The sequence below is a fragment of the Pseudomonas deceptionensis genome (genome assembly GCF_900106095.1).
GTDB lineage: Bacteria > Pseudomonadota > Gammaproteobacteria > Pseudomonadales > Pseudomonadaceae > Aquipseudomonas > Aquipseudomonas deceptionensis.
The window spans coordinates 3,317,574-3,337,387 of sequence record NZ_FNUD01000002.1 but is presented as its reverse complement, the minus strand read 5'-3'; the positions used below and the strand labels follow the sequence as shown (position 1 = coordinate 3,337,387).

Below are 19,814 nucleotides of genomic sequence, written 5' to 3'. Positions count from 1 at the left end.
GCCACAACGTCGCACCCTCAACCCAATCGCCACCAGCTCGGCAGCAACTGCTGCACTTTGCGTTCGGCAAAGCGGTCGTCAATCAAAAACAGCGTGCCCTGGTCGCTCTGGGTGCGGATCACCCGCCCGGCGGCCTGCACTACTTTTTGCACACCCGGATACAGGTAGGTGTAGTCATACCCGGCGCCAAACAGTGCGGCCATGCGCTGTTTGATCTGCTCGTTGACCGGGTTGAACTGGGCCAGCCCCAGGGTCGCCACAAAGGCGCCGATCAACCGCGCACCGGGCAGGTCAATGCCTTCACCGAAGGCGCCGCCCAGCACTGCAAAGCCGACACCCTGGCTCGACATCGTGAACTGATCGAGAAACCCCTGGCGCGCCGCTTCATCCATGCGCCGCGCCTGCAACCACCGGGGGATGTGCGGATGGCGCTCGGCGAGCAGTTCGGCGACCTGCTGCAAGTAATCGAAACTGCTGAAAAACGCCAGGTAGTTACCCGGCCGCTGTTCAAACTGGCGGGCGATCAACTCGACAATCGGCGCCAGTGAAGCCTGGCGATGCACAAAGCGGGTAGAAATCTGGCTGATCACCTGCACGTGCAGCTGCTCGGCCTGGAACGGTGACTCGACATCCATCCACACGGTGTCCGCCGGCAAACCCAGCAGGTTGGCGTAGTAGGTTTGCGGGCTCAGGGTGGCCGAGAACAGCACATTGCACCGGGCGCTGGCCAGACGCGGGCCGATGAAGGCGGCAGGCACGATATTGCGCAGGTTGAGCTGCGACAAACGCCGTTTGCCGTCTTCGCGCAGGCTGACATCAAACAGAAAGTGCGCGTCAAACAGCTCCGCCACCCGGTTGAACTGCAAGGCTTCAAAGTAGAACCCTTGCAGGTTGCCGCTCAGCCCCTGAGGGTGATCGTTGAGGTAGTCACCGATGGCGGTGATGCACGCACTCAAGGCACTCAGCCATTTGGCCGGCAGTTGCGAGTGAACCTGATACGGCCCGACTTGCTCCTTGTGCAGGGCGTTCCATTCACGGTTCAGGCGCTTGAACGGTTTGTCGAGCGCTGCCGGGGCGGTGTGGCGCACGTTATTTAGGGTCTGCTGGTCAAGGCTTGCGCTGTACATCTGGCGAGCGCGTTCCACCAGGTTGTGAGCCTCGTCCACCAGGGTCGCAACCCGCCACTGGCTGGCCTGGGCCAGGCCATAGAGCAGCGCCGTAAAGTCGAAGTAATAGTTGTAGTCGGCGATCACCACATCCGCCCAGCGCGCCATCTCCTGGCTCAGGTAGTACGGGCATACCCCGTGTGCCAGGGCTACGCCGCGCAGGGTCTGTTGATCGAGGGGCGAGCGGGCAACCGCCTCCAGCCGCGCGGCCGGCAAGCGATCATAAAAGCCCTTGGCCAGCGGGCAGGAGTCGCCATTGCAGGCGTTCTGCGGGTATTCGCAGGCCTTGTCCCGCGCTACCAGCTCCAATACCCGCAGCGGCGCGTTCAGGGCCTTTGGGTAGAGCACCTGCGCCGCATCCAGGGCCAGCTTGCGCCCCGGGGTCTTGGCCGTGAGGAACAGCACCTTGTCGAGCTGCTGGCCGGGCATGGCCTTGAGCAGCGGGAACAGGGTACCGATGGTTTTACCGATCCCGGTGGGCGCCTGGGCCATGAGACAGCGACCGGTGCTGGCCGTCTTGTAGACCGCCTCGGCCAGGGCCCGTTGCCCGGTGCGGAACCCGGCATGGGGGAAGGTCAGTGTACGGGCGGCCTCATCCCGAGCAATGCGATGGGCCATTTCCTGCTCGGCCCAGCTCAGGAACAACGCACATTGCTGATTGAAAAACTGCTCCAGGTCCGCGGCCGACCAGCGCTCCTGAAGCCGGGTTTCCTTTTCGCTGACGATATCGAAGTACACCAGCGCCAGGTTGACGTGCTCCAGTTGCAGGCTCTGGCACAACAGCCAACCGTAGACCCGGGCCTGCGCCCAGTGCAACTGGCGATGATTGGCCGGGATGGCGGCAAAATCGCCGCGAAAGGTTTTCACTTCTTCCAGCACATTGCCTGCCGGGTCGTAGCCGTCTGCCCTGCCCCGCACGGTCAAGGCACCGTACTCGCCTTCCAGGCTCAGTTCTGCCTGATACTGTCCACCGCGCCGCGCCGCCACCGTACGGTGCCCGGCAATCCCCTGCTGGGCCGTGGGCGAAGGCGTGAAGCGCAAATCCAGATCTCCCGCCTTGGCCGTGAATTCGCACAGGGCGCGCACCGCAACGCGATAACTCAAACCTGGGGCTCCTGCCATTGCACGTAGCACACGGTGACCGGCATCTGATGCGCTTCGCAAAAGGCCAGCCAGCGCAGCTGGTTGTCTTGCAAACGATCGCCCGGGCCCTTGACCTCCAGCATGCGGTAGGTTTTTTGTGCCGGGTAAAACTGGATCAGGTCAGGCATGCCGGTGCGGTTGGCCTTTATATCCAGCAACAGGCGCCGGAACCAAAGCTTCAGGTGCGCAGGCGGCAAGCACTCCAGCGCCTGTTCGAGCAGGGTCGGGTTCAGGTAATTCCAGGCCACAAAGGACGACTGCACACCGTATTTGGCAGCATACGCAGCGCGGATGGTGTGCAGGTAACGCCCGTCGTCCAGCTGTGCCAGGCAGGCGTCGAACAGCTCGGCACGGCGCAGGCCGAAGTCCTCCTCCAGCAGGTCGGCCGGGCCACTCTGAAACGGGTGGAAAAACGCCCCCGGCAACGGCGCAAAGATGGCCGGCCAGCACAGCAAGCCAAACAGCCCGTTGATCAGGGTATTTTCCACATAATGCACCGGGGCCTGGGGCGCATGCAGGTGCGCGACCATCATGAGTTCAACGCAGGTGGCGTCGTCCCGTGGCAGGCTGAGGTCCAGCCGGTCGGGTGGGCCGGGCCTGGAAACCGCAAGCGCCGATAGCCCGAGCTTGCGCCTCAACCGCGGGATGATCCGCAGCAGATGCTGCTGTTCGGCATCAGTGCGCGGCGCCTGTTGCGCAGTGTCTGCCAGGCTCAGTGCCTGCGCGTACTCACCCTGACGCTCAAGCACCCGGATGCTGCGCTGGCGTGCATCAGGGTGCTGGCTCTGCTGGTAGACCTGCAACGCCATTGGCAAATCGTCGATGCGTTCCAGGTGCTGGCCGAGTTGAAACAGCAAGCGAGCGCGACGTCGTTGCAGCCATCGGTTATCCGCCTGATAGTCGAGCACCCGTTGCAACACTTCAGCCACACAGCCCCCCGCCTCGAACTGCTCACGGCAGGCATACAGATGCAAATAACCATCAATGTCGGCCCGATTGCGCAGCGCCCGCGACTCATGGCTGAAGTCGACTTGTTCGTAAGTGAACAGGCCCAGATCCGCCAGCACCAGGTCTGACCAGCTCTGACTGAGGTTGCCAAAAAACATCAGCCGCAGGCGATCGCACAGGGGCCGGTGGTTGAGGGTGTAAAGCGGTTCTGTCAGGTCGGGATGCCACTGGGCCAGGCTTTGATGCTGGGTAAAATCCACCGCCAGCGCCGCCAGCCACTCTGATTTTTTAGCCTTGGGCTGCACGATATGCCCACTGAAACGGGCCAGGATTTCAGGCTTTTGCAGGACTTCGAACACCTCGGCCAATGCCAGGGGCGCCTGATCACTGAGCCAGCCTGAGGCCAGCAAGGGGGCTGCGGCCTGAGACGCATCGCCGATTTCCGGATAGCTCAGCTTGCTGGCCCGAAAATGCTGACCCTTGCGCATCACCATGCGTACCCACAACGCTTGCGACGTGCCGGGCAGCTCGGAAAACCCGGCAATAAAGCGGTGCTCGTCATCACTTAACACGTCGTCATAACGGGCAGCGATCCAGCCGAGTACATGCTGGAAATTCTTCAGGTAGTAAAACGGGTCTTCAAGGGGATTGGAAATCACGGGCAGAACGGACCACTGGCTTTTGATACTGGATATGCGTACAGATATCAGTTTGCCCAGTGTTCTGGCAAATCCTATTGGATGAGCGGCGCGCCATAACACGCAGGGGCCGAGTGCCAGGGCTGCCTGTTCGGGTCGTGGGCCCAAAGGGCGGCAATCAGGGAGCGGCCTTGCCTGAAGTCGATATTTTGCATGTGGTACAGCGCTTGAAGTGAGTCCAGAGGCAAGCCGCTCACCGACACCAGCCAGGTCGCATCCTCTTGTAATGATAGGGGTTGCCCCATCAGCACCTGCCGGAACCCGTTGAGCAACGCCAGCTTTTCGGGGTAGCACGCTTGCAAGAACGCTTGCAGACCACGGCCCTGGTCAACAAAAGGTGAGCACATAAAACACCCCAACTGCTCGTCACTGACACCGTGCAGCTCTCTCAGGTATTGGGTAGCGGCACCGTGCAATTTTTCTATTCTTTTGGCCGTATTAAAAGCCGCCCCCAATTGCTTGACCAGTTGCCCTTTAAATCGCTCATTGCACTCGTTCTCCATCGAAGCACGGCGCAAGTAGGCATCTACCCCGACGCTGTATTCAACGCCGTATTTATAGACCCCACGCAATCCGTGCTCGTGGGCGGCCAATAACACGACAGCAGCCTGAGGCTCTTCTATATCCAGCACTTTTATATTCCAGGGGCCCTCTACAAACATCAGTACCTGAGAGCGCGAAATATCCACTTCCTGGGACAGGCAATCAAACACATTAATGACGTTGATCTCATTGGCGGCTGCGCCACCCCCGACATCACCCTCCGATGCCGTTGACAGGCGCAACAACTGTTTATAGTCGTCATCCAGCTTGCAGCACAACTTGATCACACTTTCGAGCCCCTCCCGCTGCCCGCCCTGCAACACATGCCCCTGCTGGTGAGCAACCCGCCGGATCCACGCCATGTATTGCCCAAGGCGGGCAGGCGGGCGACGGTCAATCAAGGCGTCTACCTCACCGCCCCACTCGCACGCACGGTGATACAGCCTGGCCCGTGACAACAGGTCGGAGTAAAAGAACGTGGCCCGCGCATCCCCCTGGGTCAGGTGCCCCGACATCAGTACCTGCGTGCGATTAATGACCGATGTCAGGCGTTCAAAGGCTGCCGGCGCCTGCAATCGGGTCACCTCGTGCTCATCCACCAACAGCAACTCCACTCGGTTGTCGTCATAGACAAACAACCCACTGCATTGAGCCTGAATACGGCCCATTACATTGGCAGTCAATCGCGGCTGGCGCAGTATGGCAACGCGCAACATGAATGTATCGGGCGAACGCCCCGCAATACTGAGCTGGGCTGCCCGTAAAAAAGCCAATGCATAAGCGCACTCCTTGCCCCCCTCGTGAACCACTATGACCCGATAGCGCCCGATATTGTCCACGCCCCCCGCCGCCACCAATAAACGCTGAATCAACAGTTGCAAAGCAATACGTTCGGGACGGCTGAAACAACCCAATAGTCGCTGAAGCACTTGTTGATACACAAAACACATTGCTTGTTCATGGAAGTTGTTCATGGATGACTCCTCCAGTTCGAGCACTGCATTATCAGCAGCCCAACTGGACGCGCCCACATTTACCTCTACCCTCCGCCCCGGAACAGACGCAGCGCACATACGCACAGGAATAGCCCTACATAAAATCCGCTAAAAAAATACAATATGTAGCATGTGACATATTTGTGAATAATTTTTTTCCCCTGCACGGGCCTGAAACGGTAAAGGGCCGTGACGCCCCCTTAAACAACCTGTTTGCCCGGGCACACAAAAAAGCCCCTGAACGCAATGTTCAGGGGCTTTTTTCAGCCGTTGACTTGAGTGCTGCCCGGCAGCGCGGGTTCAGGCCGGGGTCAGTTGCAGCGCGACTCGCCCGCGGCATGGGCAATCGTCCATATAGCGATGCGCCTCAACGTACTGCTCAAACGGGAACACCCGTATTTCCAGTGGCGTCAGCACCCGGTCAGCGGTCAGCTGGTTGATGTCGCGCAGAGCGCGCTTCATGGCTTCCTCATCCTGAGCAATGCCCAGTTCCGGCTTGCCGGTGAAGTTGCCGATGCAGTGGACAAAAAACTTGATGTTCTTCTGGAAGCAGGCACAGCCCGGGAAGCGGGTTTGATTGCCGCCTTGCAGGCCATACAGCACCAGACTGCCACGAGGTGCCAGCACGTCACCCAACACCGACATTTGCGGGCCGCCCAGGCCATCGAGCACCACGTCCACGCCTTTGTTGTCGGTGATCTTGTTGATCTGCATCAGCAGGTCTTGCTCTTCGGTGACGATCACTTTGTCGGCACCCAGGCTCAGCAGGCATTCGCGCTCGGCGGCGTCTTTGGTCGCGGCAATCACCTTCAGGCCCAGCGCCTTGCCCAACTGCACAAACGAAGGTCCGGCGCAGTGGCTGGCATCGGTGATCAACACCGTTTGCCCGGGCTTGACCTGCGCCAGATCGACATAGGCGAAGTAGGCGATCAACAACGGCGTGTAATGCACGCTGGCTTCAACCGCAGACAATACGTCCGGGTAGCGGGTCAGCGTGGAGCGCGGCATCAAGATCAGCTCGCCATATGTGGGGTAGTCGTTGGCGCTTTGGCCGGGAAAGCTGGCGACCTTGTCTCCGATGGCCAGATCATCCACGCCCGCGCCGACGGCGGTGACAACACCTGCCATTTCATGGCCGATACCGGCAGGCAGCCGGGCCTGGCTTGGGGCCAGATTCTGGCGCCACAGCACGTCGTACCAGCTGATGCCAATGGCTTCGACACGGACCTGCACTTCGCCAGGCGCAGGCGCGGCGACTTCGTGCTCTTCGCACTTGAGCACTTCGGCCGGACCAAACTTGTGAAAACGGATCGTGCGCGACATTACAAACCTCGCCTAATTAATCGCTAATACCACGGGACTTTATCCGGGCTTTGTGCGCAAGACTAACAGACAGCATTAATAGTCGACATGCCTGACATTGATCCGCAGACAGATTGCTAGCCGGTGCGCCCCCTAAAAACCAAGGAAAACCGCCGTAAATAGATGAGAAACCTTCGCCATGTAAGATCAAAACAAAATCTACCGAGTGACGAAAAAACGATTTTGCCAGTAAGATCCGTTACCTCACTACCTGTTGACTCCCCTGTGAAGCCTGCCCGATGAACCGTAACGACTTGCGTCGCGTCGATCTGAACCTGCTGATCGTCTTTGAAACCCTGATGCATGAACGCAGTGTGACCCGCGCAGCCGAGAAACTTTTCCTGGGGCAGCCGGCCATCAGTGCAGCATTGTCACGCCTGCGCAATTTGTTCGATGACCCGCTTTTTGTGCGCACAGGGCGCAGCATGGAACCCACCGCACGGGCGATCGAGATTTTTGCCCTGCTGTCACCGGCCCTGGACTCGATTTCCACGGCGGTGAGCCGCGCGTCAGAGTTCAACCCGGCCACCAGCACCTCGGTGTTCCGGATCGGCCTCTCGGACGATGTCGAGTTCGCGCTGCTGCCCCTGCTGCTCAAGCGCTTGCGTGCTGAAGCGCCGGGTATCGTCCTGGTGGTGCGGCGGGTCAACTACATTCTGATGCCGCCCCTGCTGGCTTCGGGCGAAATCTCGGTGGGCGTCAGCTACACCAGCGACCTGCCTGCCAATGCCAAGCGCAAGGTATTGCGGCGCAGCCGGCCCAAGCTGTTGCGGGCCGACACCATGCCCGGCGCAATGAGCCTGGATGACTTCTGCGAGCGGCCCCACGCCCTGGTCTCATTTGCCGGCGACCTGAGTGGCTTTATAGACACCGAGCTGGAAAAAATGGGCCGCAAGCGCCACGTGGTACTGGCCGTACCGCAGTTCAATGGCCTGAGCACCCTGCTGGCGGGCACCGACATCATCGCCACCGTCCCCGACTACACCGCCGAAGCCCTCACTGCGGCCGGCGGAGTACGCGCCGAAGATCCTCCGCTGGAGGTGCAAAGCTTTGAACTGCACATGGCCTGGCGCGGCGCCCAGGACAACGACCCCGGCGAGCGCTGGTTGCGCTCGCGGATTCAGATGTTTTTTGGGGACCCGGACAGTCTTTGATCGGCTACAAAAATGGCCAAAACGGGCTGTGGTGTACGAACGCTACCGCGACCCTGCGCGAAGGCAGCGCCACAGAACGAAAGCCGTAATCTCGTACCCACAAAATGGCGACAGCGGCTCAAAAAATCTTGAGCCGCTTTTCAGTTACCGTATCAACTGCGGCTTACATAGCTTAACTAGCATCGCTGCTCGGTATGAATCCCTTGTCCGAAAGCCATTTCAAGGCATCAACCATGATCTCTTCGTTGTTCACAACCTCAGTGAACCCGGCACGACGGATCTTGTTCATATCGGAAATCATGTCGAACTCGGTGTTGAAAATGAAATCACCAAACGGCCAGCCAACCAGCTTTTCATAGGGCAAAGTGTCGAGGTTATGTTCACTCGCCAATCGCTCCCAGTCCTGCGCCTTACCCGGCATATGCTTGGCGAGGGAAAACGGCTGAGGCGTGGCAACATCCATCTTCAGCGCATCGGCGATCTTGATCCAGATGCGCTCCCAGCGCACAGGTTCACCCACCAGGTTGAAAGCTTCGTTACGTGCATTCGGTGCCAGCGCTGCCCAAAGGCTTGCACGTGCCAGCCAGTGCGCATCAGTGAATTGAGCAACTACCTCACGGTATGTGCGCATGGAGCCTGGGAACCGCAGAGGTACGCCTGCCTGCTTGCTCAGCGCAGCGAAGACGCCGATCACCATCGCGATGTTCATCGGGTTGCCGGCGATATCGCCTACCACTACATCGGGCCTGAGTATGCTCCAATCCAGGCCGTCACTGACCTGCCTTGCCCTGAGCAGATCCTCTTGGGCGTAGTAGAAGTTGGCCGCCACGTGCCGAGGGTCATCTTCATAAAAAGGTGCGACACACGCCCCCAGATGTACGCCGTAAACCTTCGCGCCCTGGTAGTGCACAACCCGCTTCAGTGGTGCACCGTTTGCCTTTAATCCGTCGAGTACGTTACGCAGCATCTCGGTGTTGATTTCAGACTCGCGCGCCAACTCCGCATGGGTCTGCAACGCCGCATAAAAGACGTGGGTAGTATCAGAGGCGGCTTCAAGTGCTCGCCGCGTTGCCTGGGCATCACTCAAATCACAATCGATAGCCTCAACCCCGGCAACGCTGGTTTTACGCAAGGCACGAACGGTCCAGTCGTTTGCGCCGAGCAGCGTTTCCACCAGTGCACTGCCAATGATGCCGCTGGAACCCACGACCAGTGCTACGTGTTTATCGCTCATTGGAAAACCCTCGTTGTGAAGTAAAAAGCGTAGGCATCAAGCAATGCGGCCACCCCCATCGACATGGAGAACAGTACCGTTGATAAAACCATTCCCCATCAACGACAACGCGGCGTCTGCGAGATCATCAGCCTGACCAACACGCCCGACCGGAAGGCTGCCCGCTACGCTGTCGAACAAGCCTTGACGGTCTTCGGCACCCAGGAAGTCCCACGTTGGCGTATCGACAACGCCTGGCGACACTACATTGACCCGCACGGGTTTGATTTCCAGCGCCAACGTCATGGCAAAACCTTCGAGCGCTGCGTTTAACGCTGCGACAATCGAAGCCCCCGGGGCTGGACGATAGGCCGCCAGCCCCGAAAAGAACGTAATCGAGCCGTTTTTCGCGATGTGGGGTGCAGCGTATTTCGAGGCATAAAACGGCCCCCAAAACTTTGACACGAGCATTGATTCGACTTGCTCGGTCGTGAGATCAGACACTGCAGCGAACGTCAGCTCAGCGGCAGTCGTCACCAAATGATCGAACGCGCCTATTTTCTCGAACGCGGCTTTGACCGCTGCCTCGTCCCCCAGATCAAACGCGATATAGCTCGCCCGATCACCCAGCATAGCTGCCGCATTGTCGAGCTTGGCGGCATTACGACCACCGATGACCACCGTTCCACCGGAGGAAATCACCTTTTTGGCCAATGCTAGGCCCATACCGGAACCCCCACCGAGAATGACTACTTTTTTGCCTTGATATGACATACAGGTTCTCCCAATCTTCAGGGCTCACAGGGGCGCGAGATGCGTTCGCCGCAAGCGCATACGTAAAGTAGCCGTTAGCGTATGCTTACGAATAATGACTAGGTAGATCCAAAAAAGAGAAGCAGCTTTGCACTATGGGAAAGCCAAACATACTCGATGGAATACCGGAGCTTGTTGCCACTGTTGAGGGAGGAAGCTTCAGCGCAGCAGCGAAGATCCTTGACTCGTCAGTTGCAAACCTCAGCCGCAAGGTGGGCGCGCTGGAAAGCAGGTTGGGGCAACAGTTGTTGCAACGCACGGCGCGCGGCTGCATACCGACAGAAGCGGGACAGGCCTTCTATAAGCAATGCCGCGGGCTGATGGACGGAATTGAAGAGGCCCACGATGAGGTTCGCTTGGGTCGCTCACAACTGAGAGGGAATATTAAAATCAGTTTGGCGGGGCACTTCGCAGAAACCACGCTTCCGCCATTATTGGCAGAGTTCGCGTTGGCGTATCCAGGCATTCACCTGTTTATCAATGTCACTGCGCGCAACGTCGACCTGGTCAGCGAAGGCGTCGATATAAGCGTCAGGCTCGGCCCACTTGCCGACTCGAACCTGATCGCCAAGCGCCTCATCACGTTTCCTCTTCGCACACTGATTGCCCCTTCCCTGCTGACGTCGGTATCCGGTTGCAAGCATCCTGGAGAGTTGCCGCCAGCGCTGTGCCTATCATTACTGGGTCGACGCTGGAGCTATCGAAAAGGCAAAAGCGTGCATCACCTTCAACCAATGGGTCGGGTCGGCAGCGACAGTGGCCTGGCGCTCGTCGCCGCAGCGCGCAGTGGCCTGGGGATCATCCAGGTACCCAGCTATTACGGTAATGGTGAAGTCAAACGGGGGAAACTGATTCCGATGTTTGGCGACTGGCAATCCGAGGACGAATTCGAATTTTTCCTGGTCTTTCCTCCCACTCGCTACATTCCCGAGCGGGTACGCACATTGGCCAACTTCTTACAGAATCGCTTGGGATTTACGGATCAGCCTGACTCTTGAGTATCACAGAGTCGGTCATGGTGACACTCGCGTCACGGCGTTAGCCAAACCGCTCTGTGTATAATGGAATAGATGGGATCTCAGGATCTATCGCGTCAGTCGAGAATTAATTAATAGAAAAACCAGCTCAACCCCCCGTCCCGCGCCTATCACTGGTTGAATCCACTATCGAAGCATTCGTTCGCTGATCGATCAGCGCGTCTGGAAGGTCGGTGAGTGCATTCCCAAGGAAGCGGAGCTCGCCGAACAATTCGCGGTTGGGCGCAACACCGTCAGGGAAGCAATACGCGTGCTTTCACACGCGGGCATGCTGGAGGTTCGCCAAGGCGATGGTACCTATGTGCGTCGTGAGCTGGACCCTGCCCAAACGGTCAGCAAGCTGAACCGTGCCGGTCTGCGCGATCATATCGAATTGCAGTGCCTGCTAGAGTCCGAGGCGGCTCGTTTTGCTGCCCGGCGTCGTACGCCTGAAGATATAGCTCGCCTGAAGGGCGCCCTCGCCGTCCGCGGTGAATACACCAGCGAAAGCATTCTCGACGAGTTCCTGGACCGTGACCGCGACTTCCATGTCGCGATCGCAACCGCTTCACACAATGATGCTTTGCAGGCGCTATATGCCTATTTCACCGCCTCTATTAACAGCCATACGAAAAGCATCTTTTCAGATGCTGATCTCCCAGAGCCAAGCCTCGCTGATCACCACGCGATCCTCGATGCGATCGTTGCAAGTGACGAAGAGGCTGCAGCCTCTGCAGCACGCAACATGCTTGTGCCCTTAATCGATAAACTTGACGCGTTGCTGGGCACACGCCCGGGCAATGCCAAGTGGATTAATCGAATCGGCGCTACGTTCTGGAAGTAACCGTTACAAAAACCATTTGAATATGATGTTTGGGGAGACTCTTTCGTAGCGGTCTCCGCCAATGTCATAGTGATGGGTCTCGACCCTTACGCCCAACTGAAAGGCGCCGGCTTTGTCGACGTGCCACAGCACCTCGGGGCGAGTGAAATACTCGGTGCCGTTGTGATCGGTGCCGTTGATCAACGAGAGCAGCGTGAAGTTAAACTGCTGACCGGCAATCTCCCAGGGTTTGGAGATCAGGTAGGAGCGCCACAGCCAGGTCGGGTCGTTGTAGTTAGTGGTGCGCTGCAACAGCCCCGACTCAAAATAAGCGAATCCAGGTACGTCGAAGTTGAGCGAAAGTCCGTAGTTTCTTGAACGGAAATCGCCATAGCTGGCGTCTTCCCAACGGGCGATCAGCGACACATCGGTAATTGGCCCAAATGCAAATGACCGGCCTGTCATCTTGCCCAGACTTAGCCTTGGGTTGGCGACCAGTAAGCTCTGCGAGTCTTTGCCTGACCCACCAGAAGCGGCCCCCTCCCCTCCAACGTCGTGACCTTTATACAGTTCAGCATCCAGGTAAATATCGCCGTACTTGAAGGTGCTGAAGTGCTCGAACTGGTAAGTCGTCAGGTTCTTGTCTGACGTACCCGTGCCCAGAATAGGATCCGCCTTGGAGTTTCCCGTTGCCATGGCACTCAGCACGTTGATATTGAATTCAGGGTAGTCAGCCGCATAGCAAAAACCCGGAAAACCACACAGTACTGCAGCGGGGATTATTATTTTTTTCATGGTCTATCTCGATTGTTGTTTTTATGGAGACACACAGCTACGCCGCACGCAGACGGGATCGGCGAGCTTCAGGCAAAGAGCATTCAAGACCCTGATCCTGCGATCAGTGCCGGGTTATCGGACGAATTGAATCAAGGCGCCGTGAGGCGCCCTGGATCAGGAGTGGGCAGTTACCCTGGCGGTTTTATGGGCTGGCATATGGTGGATGACAGCGCCCGGAGGCTGGATCTGAAAAGAGCTTTTGTGGATCACACCGTCTTTCATGACCAGCGCGATTTTTTCAGGGTCTTGCAGCACCTTGATATCTGCCAGCGGGTTGCCGGTGACCAACATCAAGTCAGCCAGGAAGCCCTCCTTGACCTGGCCCAGCTCACTGCCTTGCATCATGATCTGGCCACCGTAACGGGTCGCCGAAATCAGCGCTTCCATGTTGCTCATGCCCAGGTAGGTGGTGAAGTATTCGAGGTCCATGGCGTTGGTGCCGTGTGGCATCCAGGCAAACCCATAGTCACCTCCGGGAAGAACCCGAATGCCCCGTTTATGCATTTTTTGCAGGGTTTCACACGCGGCTTCCAGCTCGCGTTTGTAGCCCATTTTTTCTGCAATCGCCGGGGTAACACCCCATTCGGAGGCGTTGTAGGTGGTGCGAATCAACCAGGCCAGGCCAGGCGCGACGAAGTGTTTTTCCTTGTTCGCTTCGAGCATGTCCAGTGCTTCTTCGTCTGCGAAGCTGGCGTGGTAAATCATGTCGATGCCGTAACGCACACACTGTTTGACCGACTCCGCCGAGCGCGCATGCGCTGCGACGCGCTTTCCGAAGCGCTTGGCTTCGGAAACCAGCATAGCGATTTCTTCTTCAGCAAACGGCGAGGTTTCTGCCGCAATACCGGCAATGTATTCGCCGGAAAGATTGATCTTCAGGTGATCGACGCCGTACTTGATGAAAGTTCGGACGGTCTTGCGAATCTCTTCCGGGCCGCAGCACAGGGCGCCGAAGTTCAATTCGGGAAAAGGCAGGTGCGGCAGGGTATTGTCGCCCAGCGCGCCGATGGTCGACACTTCCTGACTGCCGGCAAGATAGCGCGGGCCTGGAAATTGACCCGAGTTGATCGCGTTACGCAGCACAACGTCCAGCCGCGCTTTCGCCGCAGCTGCACCGATGCAGGATGTCCAGCCCATATCGAGGTAGCGCTTGGCGACGCCGACGCACCAGAGGATGTGTTCTTCAGGCGGCATCATTTGAATGGCGGCCAGGGAAGGTTGGTCATTCCACGAGAAGTGGGTGTGGGCTTCGGTCATGCCGGGCATCAGAAACGCGCCCTTACCATCGATGGTTTGCGCATCGAGGTCGTGCAGCTTCGCGGTGCCGCGAACAATGCGTTTGATGCGATTGTCCTCAACCAGCACGCTGCCTTTGTAAGGCTTGTCACCGCTTGCGTCGAAAATGGTGACATTCGTGAATGCAATCTTATTGTTATGCATCTGAATTCTCCGAAATCTTTTATCAGGGATACACAGCGCCTGAACGCGTTGGCGGCTGTAGAAACACTCCTGCTTAAATCATGGCGGCCGGCTTCAGGCGAAGGCCGACTGCCATGAAGCTCACGCAATAGACTGGTAGAACTGCTTGAGCTCGGCGATGCACTGCACGGGCTTTTCGAAGGTCGTCCAATGCCCGCATTCGTCAAACGTCACCATGCGCCCCTTGGCCAGGCGCTCGGTAAAGGCTTTGACAGCCGGCCCGGGAGCCACGCCATCCTGATCGCCGGTCACCAGCAGCACCGGCGCAATGATGTTTTCCACTGTGGCGGGTTGGGCTTTCGACAGCGCCTCACAACTCTGACTGTAGCCCTCGGCAGGCTGACGCATGATGCATTCACGCACCAAAGCGACAACGGCAGGCTGGCTGTCTTTGGTTTGCTGGGCGGTGGCACCTTTTACGATCGCATCGGCAATGTCCTGCATCGCCTCTACTCCACCACTACGGGCCAGATCGGCACGGGCCTGAATACCTGGGCGGCCCGCATCCGGTGGAGCCAGCAGCGGACCGAACAGCGCCATGCTGTTCACCCGGGCGGGGTGCCGTGCAGCGAAGTGGGCGGCTACGATGGTGCCCATCGAGTGGGCGACGACGTGAACTTTGTCGACGCCCAACGCTTCAAGCACGTGTTCAACCGTCTGCACATACAGCTCAATCGAGAGCGGCTTACTGGCCAGCGCGGAGCGCCCGCTGCCTGGCAGGTCGAAGCGAATAACCTTGAAGCCGTCAAAGGCTGGCAGAACTGGGGTCCAGGTATTCGAAGAACCGCCCAAGCCGTGAATGCACAGCAGTGGATCGCCTTCCCCTGAAACCTCGACGGCAATGCCGTTCAGGATCTGGGTAGTCACTCTGCCACCTCATTCTCCAGAGCGCCGATGCCGACGATTTCGATGCGAACGACATCGCCCGACTGCAAGAAGCGCGGCGGCGTAAAGCCGATGCCCACGCCCACTGGGGTGCCGGTCACGATCACGTCACCTGGTTTGAGCTCGATGCCGGCGGAAATGGTTTCAATCAGGTGTGGAATGTCGAAAATCAGCTGGCCGATGTTGGAGTTCTGGCGTAGCTCACCATTGACCCAGCACTGAATGGAGGCATCCGCGACATTGACTTCGTCGGGCGTGGAAATCCATGGGCCCATCGGCGCAAAGCCGTCGAGTGATTTGCCCAAGAACCATTGGCGGTGGTTCTTCTGCAGGTCACGGGCGGTCATGTCGTTGACAATGGTGTAGCCAAATACGTGAGCGTAGGCGTCCGCCTTGCTGATGCCAAGGCCGCCTTTACCGATGATCACGGCGAATTCAGCTTCGTAGTCGAGTTGATCCGTTACATCGGCGTGACGTGGAATTTTGTCGCCTGTGGCAATGACGGTGTCGGGAGTTTTGGTGAAGACCACCGGAAATTCTGGTGCAATTTCACCGTCTTTTGCGCTGTGGTCGAAACCGGACTTGCTGAATTCGGCTGCGTGCTCGTGATAATTCTTACCCACGCAAAACAGGTTGCGACGCGGCAGCAGGGGCGCCTTGAGTGTCACGCCTTCCAGCGACTGACCCTCACCGCTCGGCACCAGATCAGACTTCAGCTGATCCCACTGTAGTACCAATTGGTTCATGTCACCCGAGAAGCCGGAAATCAGCTCGGAAACAGGCCAAAATCTTTCAGATTCGCTATTCACGAGTACAACAGACAGTTCGCCGGCGGCGTTTTCAATGGTTGCAAGCTTCATTGTTATTGGTCCTATTTTGGTCTATTTTTGGTTCAACTTGAACCGAATATAGGACCACAAAAGAACCATTGCAACCATTTTTTTGCAGCCTTAGACCAATTGGTATACCTTTCACTCCTACACACCCTTAATCCTCCTTAATAAAAGGCTTTCAGCGTGAGTGAAGCAGTGGCTCAAAAGTCCGTACGTGCAGATGGCGCACGGAGCTTGGCCAAATACCTCGTCGAAGAGATCGAGAGCGGCCGACTTGCCGCGGGGCAAAAGCTGCCCGCAGAACGAGAACTGAGTGAGTCCTTCCAGGCTTCCAGAGGTTCTGTCAGACGTGTACTTTCCAACCTAAAAGAAATGGGGCTGATTACTCAATCCGTGGGCAGCGGCACCTTCGTTGCAGACAATGTGCGCTTGGTAGCCCCCGCTGTTGAACACCGCGCCTCAGCTGTTCAAACAAGCCCTGCCGAGTTGATGGAGGCACGTCTTCTGATCGAAACCCAGATGCCCAACCTGATTGTCCGGTATGCCACGGCAACGGACTTCGAGAAGATGGACGAGTGCATTATCCGATCAGAAGCCGCCACGACCATTGAGGAATTCGAGCATTGGGATGGCGCTCTCCACCAGGCCTTTGCTGAAGCCACTCACAATAGCCTCTTTTTGAAAATCCTTGAGCTCACCACGCAAATCCGTGAGGAAGGTGAATGGGGTCGCCTGAAGAAAAACTCGTTGACCCCGGAGCGGCGCAGTCAGTACGAAGTGCAACATCGTGCAATTGTCGATGCCCTGCGCGACCGCGACGAGAAGCTCTCACGCGATCTGATTGAAGCTCACCTGTTACAGGTCCAGCGCAACCTCTTCGGTCGCAACTAGAACCCTTCTGCACTATTCGCAGCCGCATCAGTCCTACATGCTGAATTGAACCAGGATTCCCGTTCACTATCGCTCGTGTACTTGACTCGCGCAGGGGCTCAATGGGGGGCATGTCTTCGGATTGTAGTCATTAAAAATTCGTACCAGAGCCCTAGCGAGGTGCTTTTTGGGGATCCGGACAGCCTCTGCCCCCCTGATCAGCTGCGCCCCAACAGCAACCCCGCCACCTCCAGCACCTCATCCAGCGCCGCGCCAGCCGCTTCGCCAGAAGGCTGCAACAGCAGATCGTCGGCATACCCCATCGCCTGGGCGAAGATTTGTCGTGCGGCCCGTGTCGGGCTCGCGCACGCAAAAACCTGCGCCGTAACCCCACGCTCAATGATCTCGCCCAGCATGGCATTCCACTGGGCGTTGACGCTCAGGTACGCCGTCGCCAGATCAGCGTCATGCATCGCTTCATCCCAGGCATCCAGCCAGAGCGCCCAACCATCGTCGGCAGAGGCCGGCAGGCAGGCTGTCAGGAAACCCACCAGCGCCTCTTGAGGCGGCAAGTGCTGTAACGGCGTGTAGATGTCTGCCAGCTGCTCATCGGCAAAACGCACAAAGGCTTCGCGGCGCAGTTCCTTCCAGTCAGCGAAGTAATGGTAGATGTGGCTGCGGGACAACCCTGCGTGTTCCGCCAGATCGCGGGTAGAGACATCGGCAAAACCCTTGGTGCGAAACAGCTCCAGGGCGGCGGTGAGGATCTGGTCTTTACGGTCGATACGCGACATGTGGAAACAACCCCGTGGCGCAAGGCTGATAAACGGCGCTTGCTTATTGAGCGGTCGCTCAAAGATAATTGAGCAGTCGCTCAATAATAGCGCTTATCTTCCATTCGGTGTACCCATGCCAGTCGTCACGCCACACATCCTGATCGAACCCGGTAAAACGTCCGAACCACAATCGGCCAGCCAAACCCTCAAAGGCATTGCCAGAACCTACCCCGGCAAACTGTTTTTCACCCTGTCGCTGGTGGGGCTGGAGAATGCGCTGCTGTTGGCCTACCCCCTGTTTGCCGGCTTTGCGGTGGACTCGATCATTCGCGGCGATGTGAGCAGTGCACTGCTTTACGCCGTGGTGGTGCTGGCATTCTGGATTGTGGGGGCTGCGCGCCGGGCGCTGGATACCCGAACCTTCACGCGCATTTATGCGGATCTGGCGGTGCCGGTGATCCTCAATCAGCGCCTGCAAAACCAGACTGACGCCGTGGCTGCGGCACGGGTGGTCCTTGCGCGCGACTTCGTGGATTTCTTCGAGAAGCACATCCCGACCATCGCCACCGCGCTGCTGTCCGTGATTGGTGCTGCCGTGATGTTGCTGGTGATCCAGCTGTGGGTCGGCCTGGCGTGCCTGGCGGTGTTGCTGGTGTGCGCAGCACTGCTGCCGCGTTTTTCCCGGCGCAATCAGGAACTGTACGAACGGCTCAACGACCGGCTGGAACAAGAGATCGGCCTGGTACAGAGCGTCGGTGCGAAAACGCTGCAACGCCATTACCAACTGCTTTCGAAGCTGCGGATCTGGCTCTCGGACCGCGAGGCATCGGCCTATCTGTTTGTGGGCGTGATTTCGGCCATCCTGTTCGTGATCGCCATCAGTCAACTGGCCCTGTCACCGGCTGTAAAAGCCGGGCACGTGTATGCGGTCATGACTTACCTGTGGATGTTCGTCAGCAGCCTGGATGAAACACCTGCCATTGTGGATCACTGGGCCCGCCTGCGGGATATCGGCAAGCGGGTAGATCCGGGGTTTGGTGAGAAAGCCCAGGGTCGAGATGGCAATCAGCATTCTTGCGAGGTGCCATCGACGCCATCATCCACCTGTGCAATACCACTCACGCCCGATTCAATGGCGGTTTCAGTTTGCATGACTATCCGCACTACCAAGGGCGACCTTAACTGTGCTGGTCGGCGTTCCGATGTTTAACGCCGTCGCGACATGATCTACCTCCGAACAGCGGGACATCACCATTGGAGACTGCATTCACTGATCGCTTATTTTCTGATTGCCCTGAAGCCTGCCCATCAGTCACGCTCCCGCACTTTTGAATGAAAGGAGCAAACGTGGAGCGTCTATTCGTTTATGGAACCCTGGGCCCGGGCGGGCCAAATGAGCATGTAATGACCAACATCGGTGGCACATGGGAGCCCGCCTCGCTAAAAGGCCGCCTGGTTCAGGCCGGCTGGGGCGCAGAGATGGGGTTCCCGGGGTTGGTGATTGCTGAAGATGGCGATGAAATTCACGGCCACGTGTTCTGCTCCGGGAACTTCCCCATGCACTGGCAGGCCCTTGACGATTTTGAAGGGGCTGAATATCAACGTGTCCTGACCCAGGTAACCTTGGGGAATGGCTCGCTGATTGATGCCCACGTCTACGCACTGCGCTAGGAATCCCATGACCGAGATCACATTCAGGCAGCCAACGCTCAAGGATGCCGAGCGTTGTTACCAGATAGAAACCAGCGCCTATGAAGGCGACGAAGCCGCTACGCTTGAGAAAATCCGCACCCGGATTGCCGGTTACCCGCAAGGCTTCCTCATCCTCGAGCAGGGTGGCGAGATAGCGGGCTTCATCAATAGCGGTTGCGCCCACAACGTCGTCATGTCGGACGAAGAATTCAAAGAGCTGATGGGCCACGATCCATCGGCGCCCAATGTGGTGATCATGTCCGTCGTTGTATCGCCTGAGCATCAGGGCAAGGGCTTTTCAACGCTGCTGATGCGCAGGTTTGTCGAGCAGATGCAGCGTCTGGGCAAAAAAACCATCCACCTGATGTGCAAAGAACAGCATGTCGCGCTGTATGCAAAGCTGGGTTACCAGTACGTTCAGCCCTCGCCGTCTGACCATGGCGGCATGGCTTGGCACGAAATGGTCATGGACATTTGATTGCCTCACCGAGCGCTTAAACCTGCGCCGGGCTCTGAGCCAGACCCGGCAGGTCATCCAGTCCAGCCAGAAGCGAAATGGCGGGCAGGA

Annotated in this window: 17 protein-coding genes and 1 pseudogene; 7 read left to right on the top strand and 11 right to left on the bottom strand. The window is 58.0% G+C overall.

Features of this window, described 5'->3' with window-relative positions; translation table 11 throughout:
* Positions 1 to 17: 17 nt before the first annotated feature.
* The 4 genes from BLW11_RS15250 to BLW11_RS15235 all read right to left on the bottom strand — a co-directional run bounded on the left by BLW11_RS15250 (position 18) and on the right by BLW11_RS15235 (position 6,816).
* Positions 18 to 2,270 (bottom strand): ATP-dependent DNA helicase, encoded by a 2,253-nt coding sequence (locus BLW11_RS15250; RefSeq protein WP_048361995.1) that lies wholly within the window; start codon positions 2,268 to 2,270, stop codon positions 18 to 20.
* Positions 2,267 to 3,916 carry a VRR-NUC domain-containing protein gene (locus tag BLW11_RS15245; protein ID WP_048361996.1) on the bottom strand — a complete coding sequence of 550 codons (1,650 nt, stop codon included), beginning with the start codon at positions 3,914 to 3,916 and terminating at the stop codon, positions 2,267 to 2,269. The genes BLW11_RS15250 and BLW11_RS15245 overlap by 4 nt, the downstream gene beginning before the upstream one ends.
* Before the next feature lie 74 nt (positions 3,917 to 3,990).
* The gene (locus BLW11_RS15240; protein ID WP_053069586.1) at positions 3,991 to 5,472 is read right to left on the bottom strand and encodes a hypothetical protein; all 1,482 of its coding nucleotides are present in this window, start codon (positions 5,470 to 5,472) and stop codon (positions 3,991 to 3,993) included.
* A 321-nt stretch (positions 5,473 to 5,793) separates the two neighbouring features.
* The gene (locus BLW11_RS15235) at positions 5,794 to 6,816 is read right to left on the bottom strand and encodes a zinc-dependent alcohol dehydrogenase family protein (protein ID WP_048361997.1); all 1,023 of its coding nucleotides are present in this window, start codon (positions 6,814 to 6,816) and stop codon (positions 5,794 to 5,796) included.
* A gap of 278 nt (positions 6,817 to 7,094) precedes the next feature.
* On the opposite strand from BLW11_RS15235, the gene BLW11_RS15230 reads away from it, so the two are divergent.
* Positions 7,095 to 8,009, top strand: a complete 915-nt coding sequence (locus BLW11_RS15230; RefSeq protein WP_048361998.1) for a LysR family transcriptional regulator — start codon at positions 7,095 to 7,097, stop codon at positions 8,007 to 8,009.
* A 172-nt stretch (positions 8,010 to 8,181) separates the two neighbouring features.
* On the opposite strand, the gene BLW11_RS15225 is transcribed toward BLW11_RS15230, so the two are convergent.
* Entirely contained in the window at positions 8,182 to 9,243 is a 1,062-nt protein-coding gene (locus BLW11_RS15225) for an SDR family oxidoreductase (RefSeq protein WP_048361999.1), read from the bottom strand.
* A gap of 36 nt (positions 9,244 to 9,279) precedes the next feature.
* Positions 9,280 to 9,996: an SDR family oxidoreductase gene (locus BLW11_RS15220; protein WP_048362000.1), complete on the bottom strand. Its 717-nt coding sequence runs from the start codon at positions 9,994 to 9,996 to the stop codon at positions 9,280 to 9,282.
* 134 nt (positions 9,997 to 10,130) lie between these two features.
* On the opposite strand from BLW11_RS15220, the gene BLW11_RS15215 reads away from it, so the two are divergent.
* Together BLW11_RS15215 and BLW11_RS15210 are read left to right on the top strand one after the other, a co-directional pair.
* On the top strand, positions 10,131 to 11,033 hold the full coding sequence (locus BLW11_RS15215; RefSeq protein WP_048362001.1) for a LysR family transcriptional regulator: 903 nt from the start codon (positions 10,131 to 10,133) through the stop codon (positions 11,031 to 11,033).
* A 160-nt stretch (positions 11,034 to 11,193) separates the two neighbouring features.
* Entirely contained in the window at positions 11,194 to 11,895 is a 702-nt protein-coding gene (locus BLW11_RS15210; protein ID WP_425272782.1) for a FadR/GntR family transcriptional regulator, read from the top strand.
* Between the two features lie 3 nt (positions 11,896 to 11,898).
* On the opposite strand, the gene BLW11_RS15205 is transcribed toward BLW11_RS15210, so the two are convergent.
* The 4 genes from BLW11_RS15205 to BLW11_RS15190 all read right to left on the bottom strand — a co-directional run bounded on the left by BLW11_RS15205 (position 11,899) and on the right by BLW11_RS15190 (position 15,935).
* Positions 11,899 to 12,669, bottom strand: a complete 771-nt coding sequence (locus tag BLW11_RS15205; RefSeq protein ID WP_053069587.1) for a hypothetical protein — start codon at positions 12,667 to 12,669, stop codon at positions 11,899 to 11,901.
* A gap of 156 nt (positions 12,670 to 12,825) precedes the next feature.
* A complete protein-coding gene (locus tag BLW11_RS15200) occupies positions 12,826 to 14,151 on the bottom strand; it encodes a metal-dependent hydrolase family protein (RefSeq protein ID WP_048362002.1) in 1,326 nt (441 codons plus the stop codon).
* Between the two features lie 120 nt (positions 14,152 to 14,271).
* Positions 14,272 to 15,057, bottom strand: a complete 786-nt coding sequence (locus BLW11_RS15195) for an alpha/beta fold hydrolase (RefSeq protein WP_048362003.1) — start codon at positions 15,055 to 15,057, stop codon at positions 14,272 to 14,274.
* A complete protein-coding gene (locus tag BLW11_RS15190; protein ID WP_048362004.1) occupies positions 15,054 to 15,935 on the bottom strand; it encodes a fumarylacetoacetate hydrolase family protein in 882 nt (293 codons plus the stop codon). Before BLW11_RS15190 ends, BLW11_RS15195 begins: the two co-directional genes overlap by 4 nt.
* Before the next feature lie 156 nt (positions 15,936 to 16,091).
* On the opposite strand from BLW11_RS15190, the gene BLW11_RS15185 reads away from it, so the two are divergent.
* Complete coding sequence (locus BLW11_RS15185) at positions 16,092 to 16,799, top strand: FadR/GntR family transcriptional regulator (protein WP_048362005.1); 708 nt, start codon at positions 16,092 to 16,094, stop codon at positions 16,797 to 16,799.
* Between the two features lie 197 nt (positions 16,800 to 16,996).
* Here the strand turns inward: BLW11_RS15185 and BLW11_RS15180 are convergent, their stop codons facing one another.
* Positions 16,997 to 17,572, bottom strand: coding sequence for a TetR/AcrR family transcriptional regulator (locus tag BLW11_RS15180; protein ID WP_048362006.1), 576 nt, complete (start codon positions 17,570 to 17,572; stop codon positions 16,997 to 16,999).
* A gap of 115 nt (positions 17,573 to 17,687) precedes the next feature.
* Here BLW11_RS15180 and BLW11_RS15175 point away from each other — a divergent pair.
* The 3 genes and pseudogenes from BLW11_RS15175 to BLW11_RS15165 all read left to right on the top strand — a co-directional run.
* Positions 17,688 to 18,602, top strand: a pseudogene (locus BLW11_RS15175) (ABC transporter six-transmembrane domain-containing protein); the annotation flags it as partial.
* A 299-nt stretch (positions 18,603 to 18,901) separates the two neighbouring features.
* Complete coding sequence (locus tag BLW11_RS15170; protein WP_074836820.1) at positions 18,902 to 19,225, top strand: gamma-glutamylcyclotransferase family protein; 324 nt, start codon at positions 18,902 to 18,904, stop codon at positions 19,223 to 19,225.
* A gap of 7 nt (positions 19,226 to 19,232) precedes the next feature.
* On the top strand, positions 19,233 to 19,724 hold the full coding sequence (locus tag BLW11_RS15165) for a GNAT family N-acetyltransferase (protein WP_048362008.1): 492 nt from the start codon (positions 19,233 to 19,235) through the stop codon (positions 19,722 to 19,724).
* Positions 19,725 to 19,814: the final 90 nt, after the last annotated feature.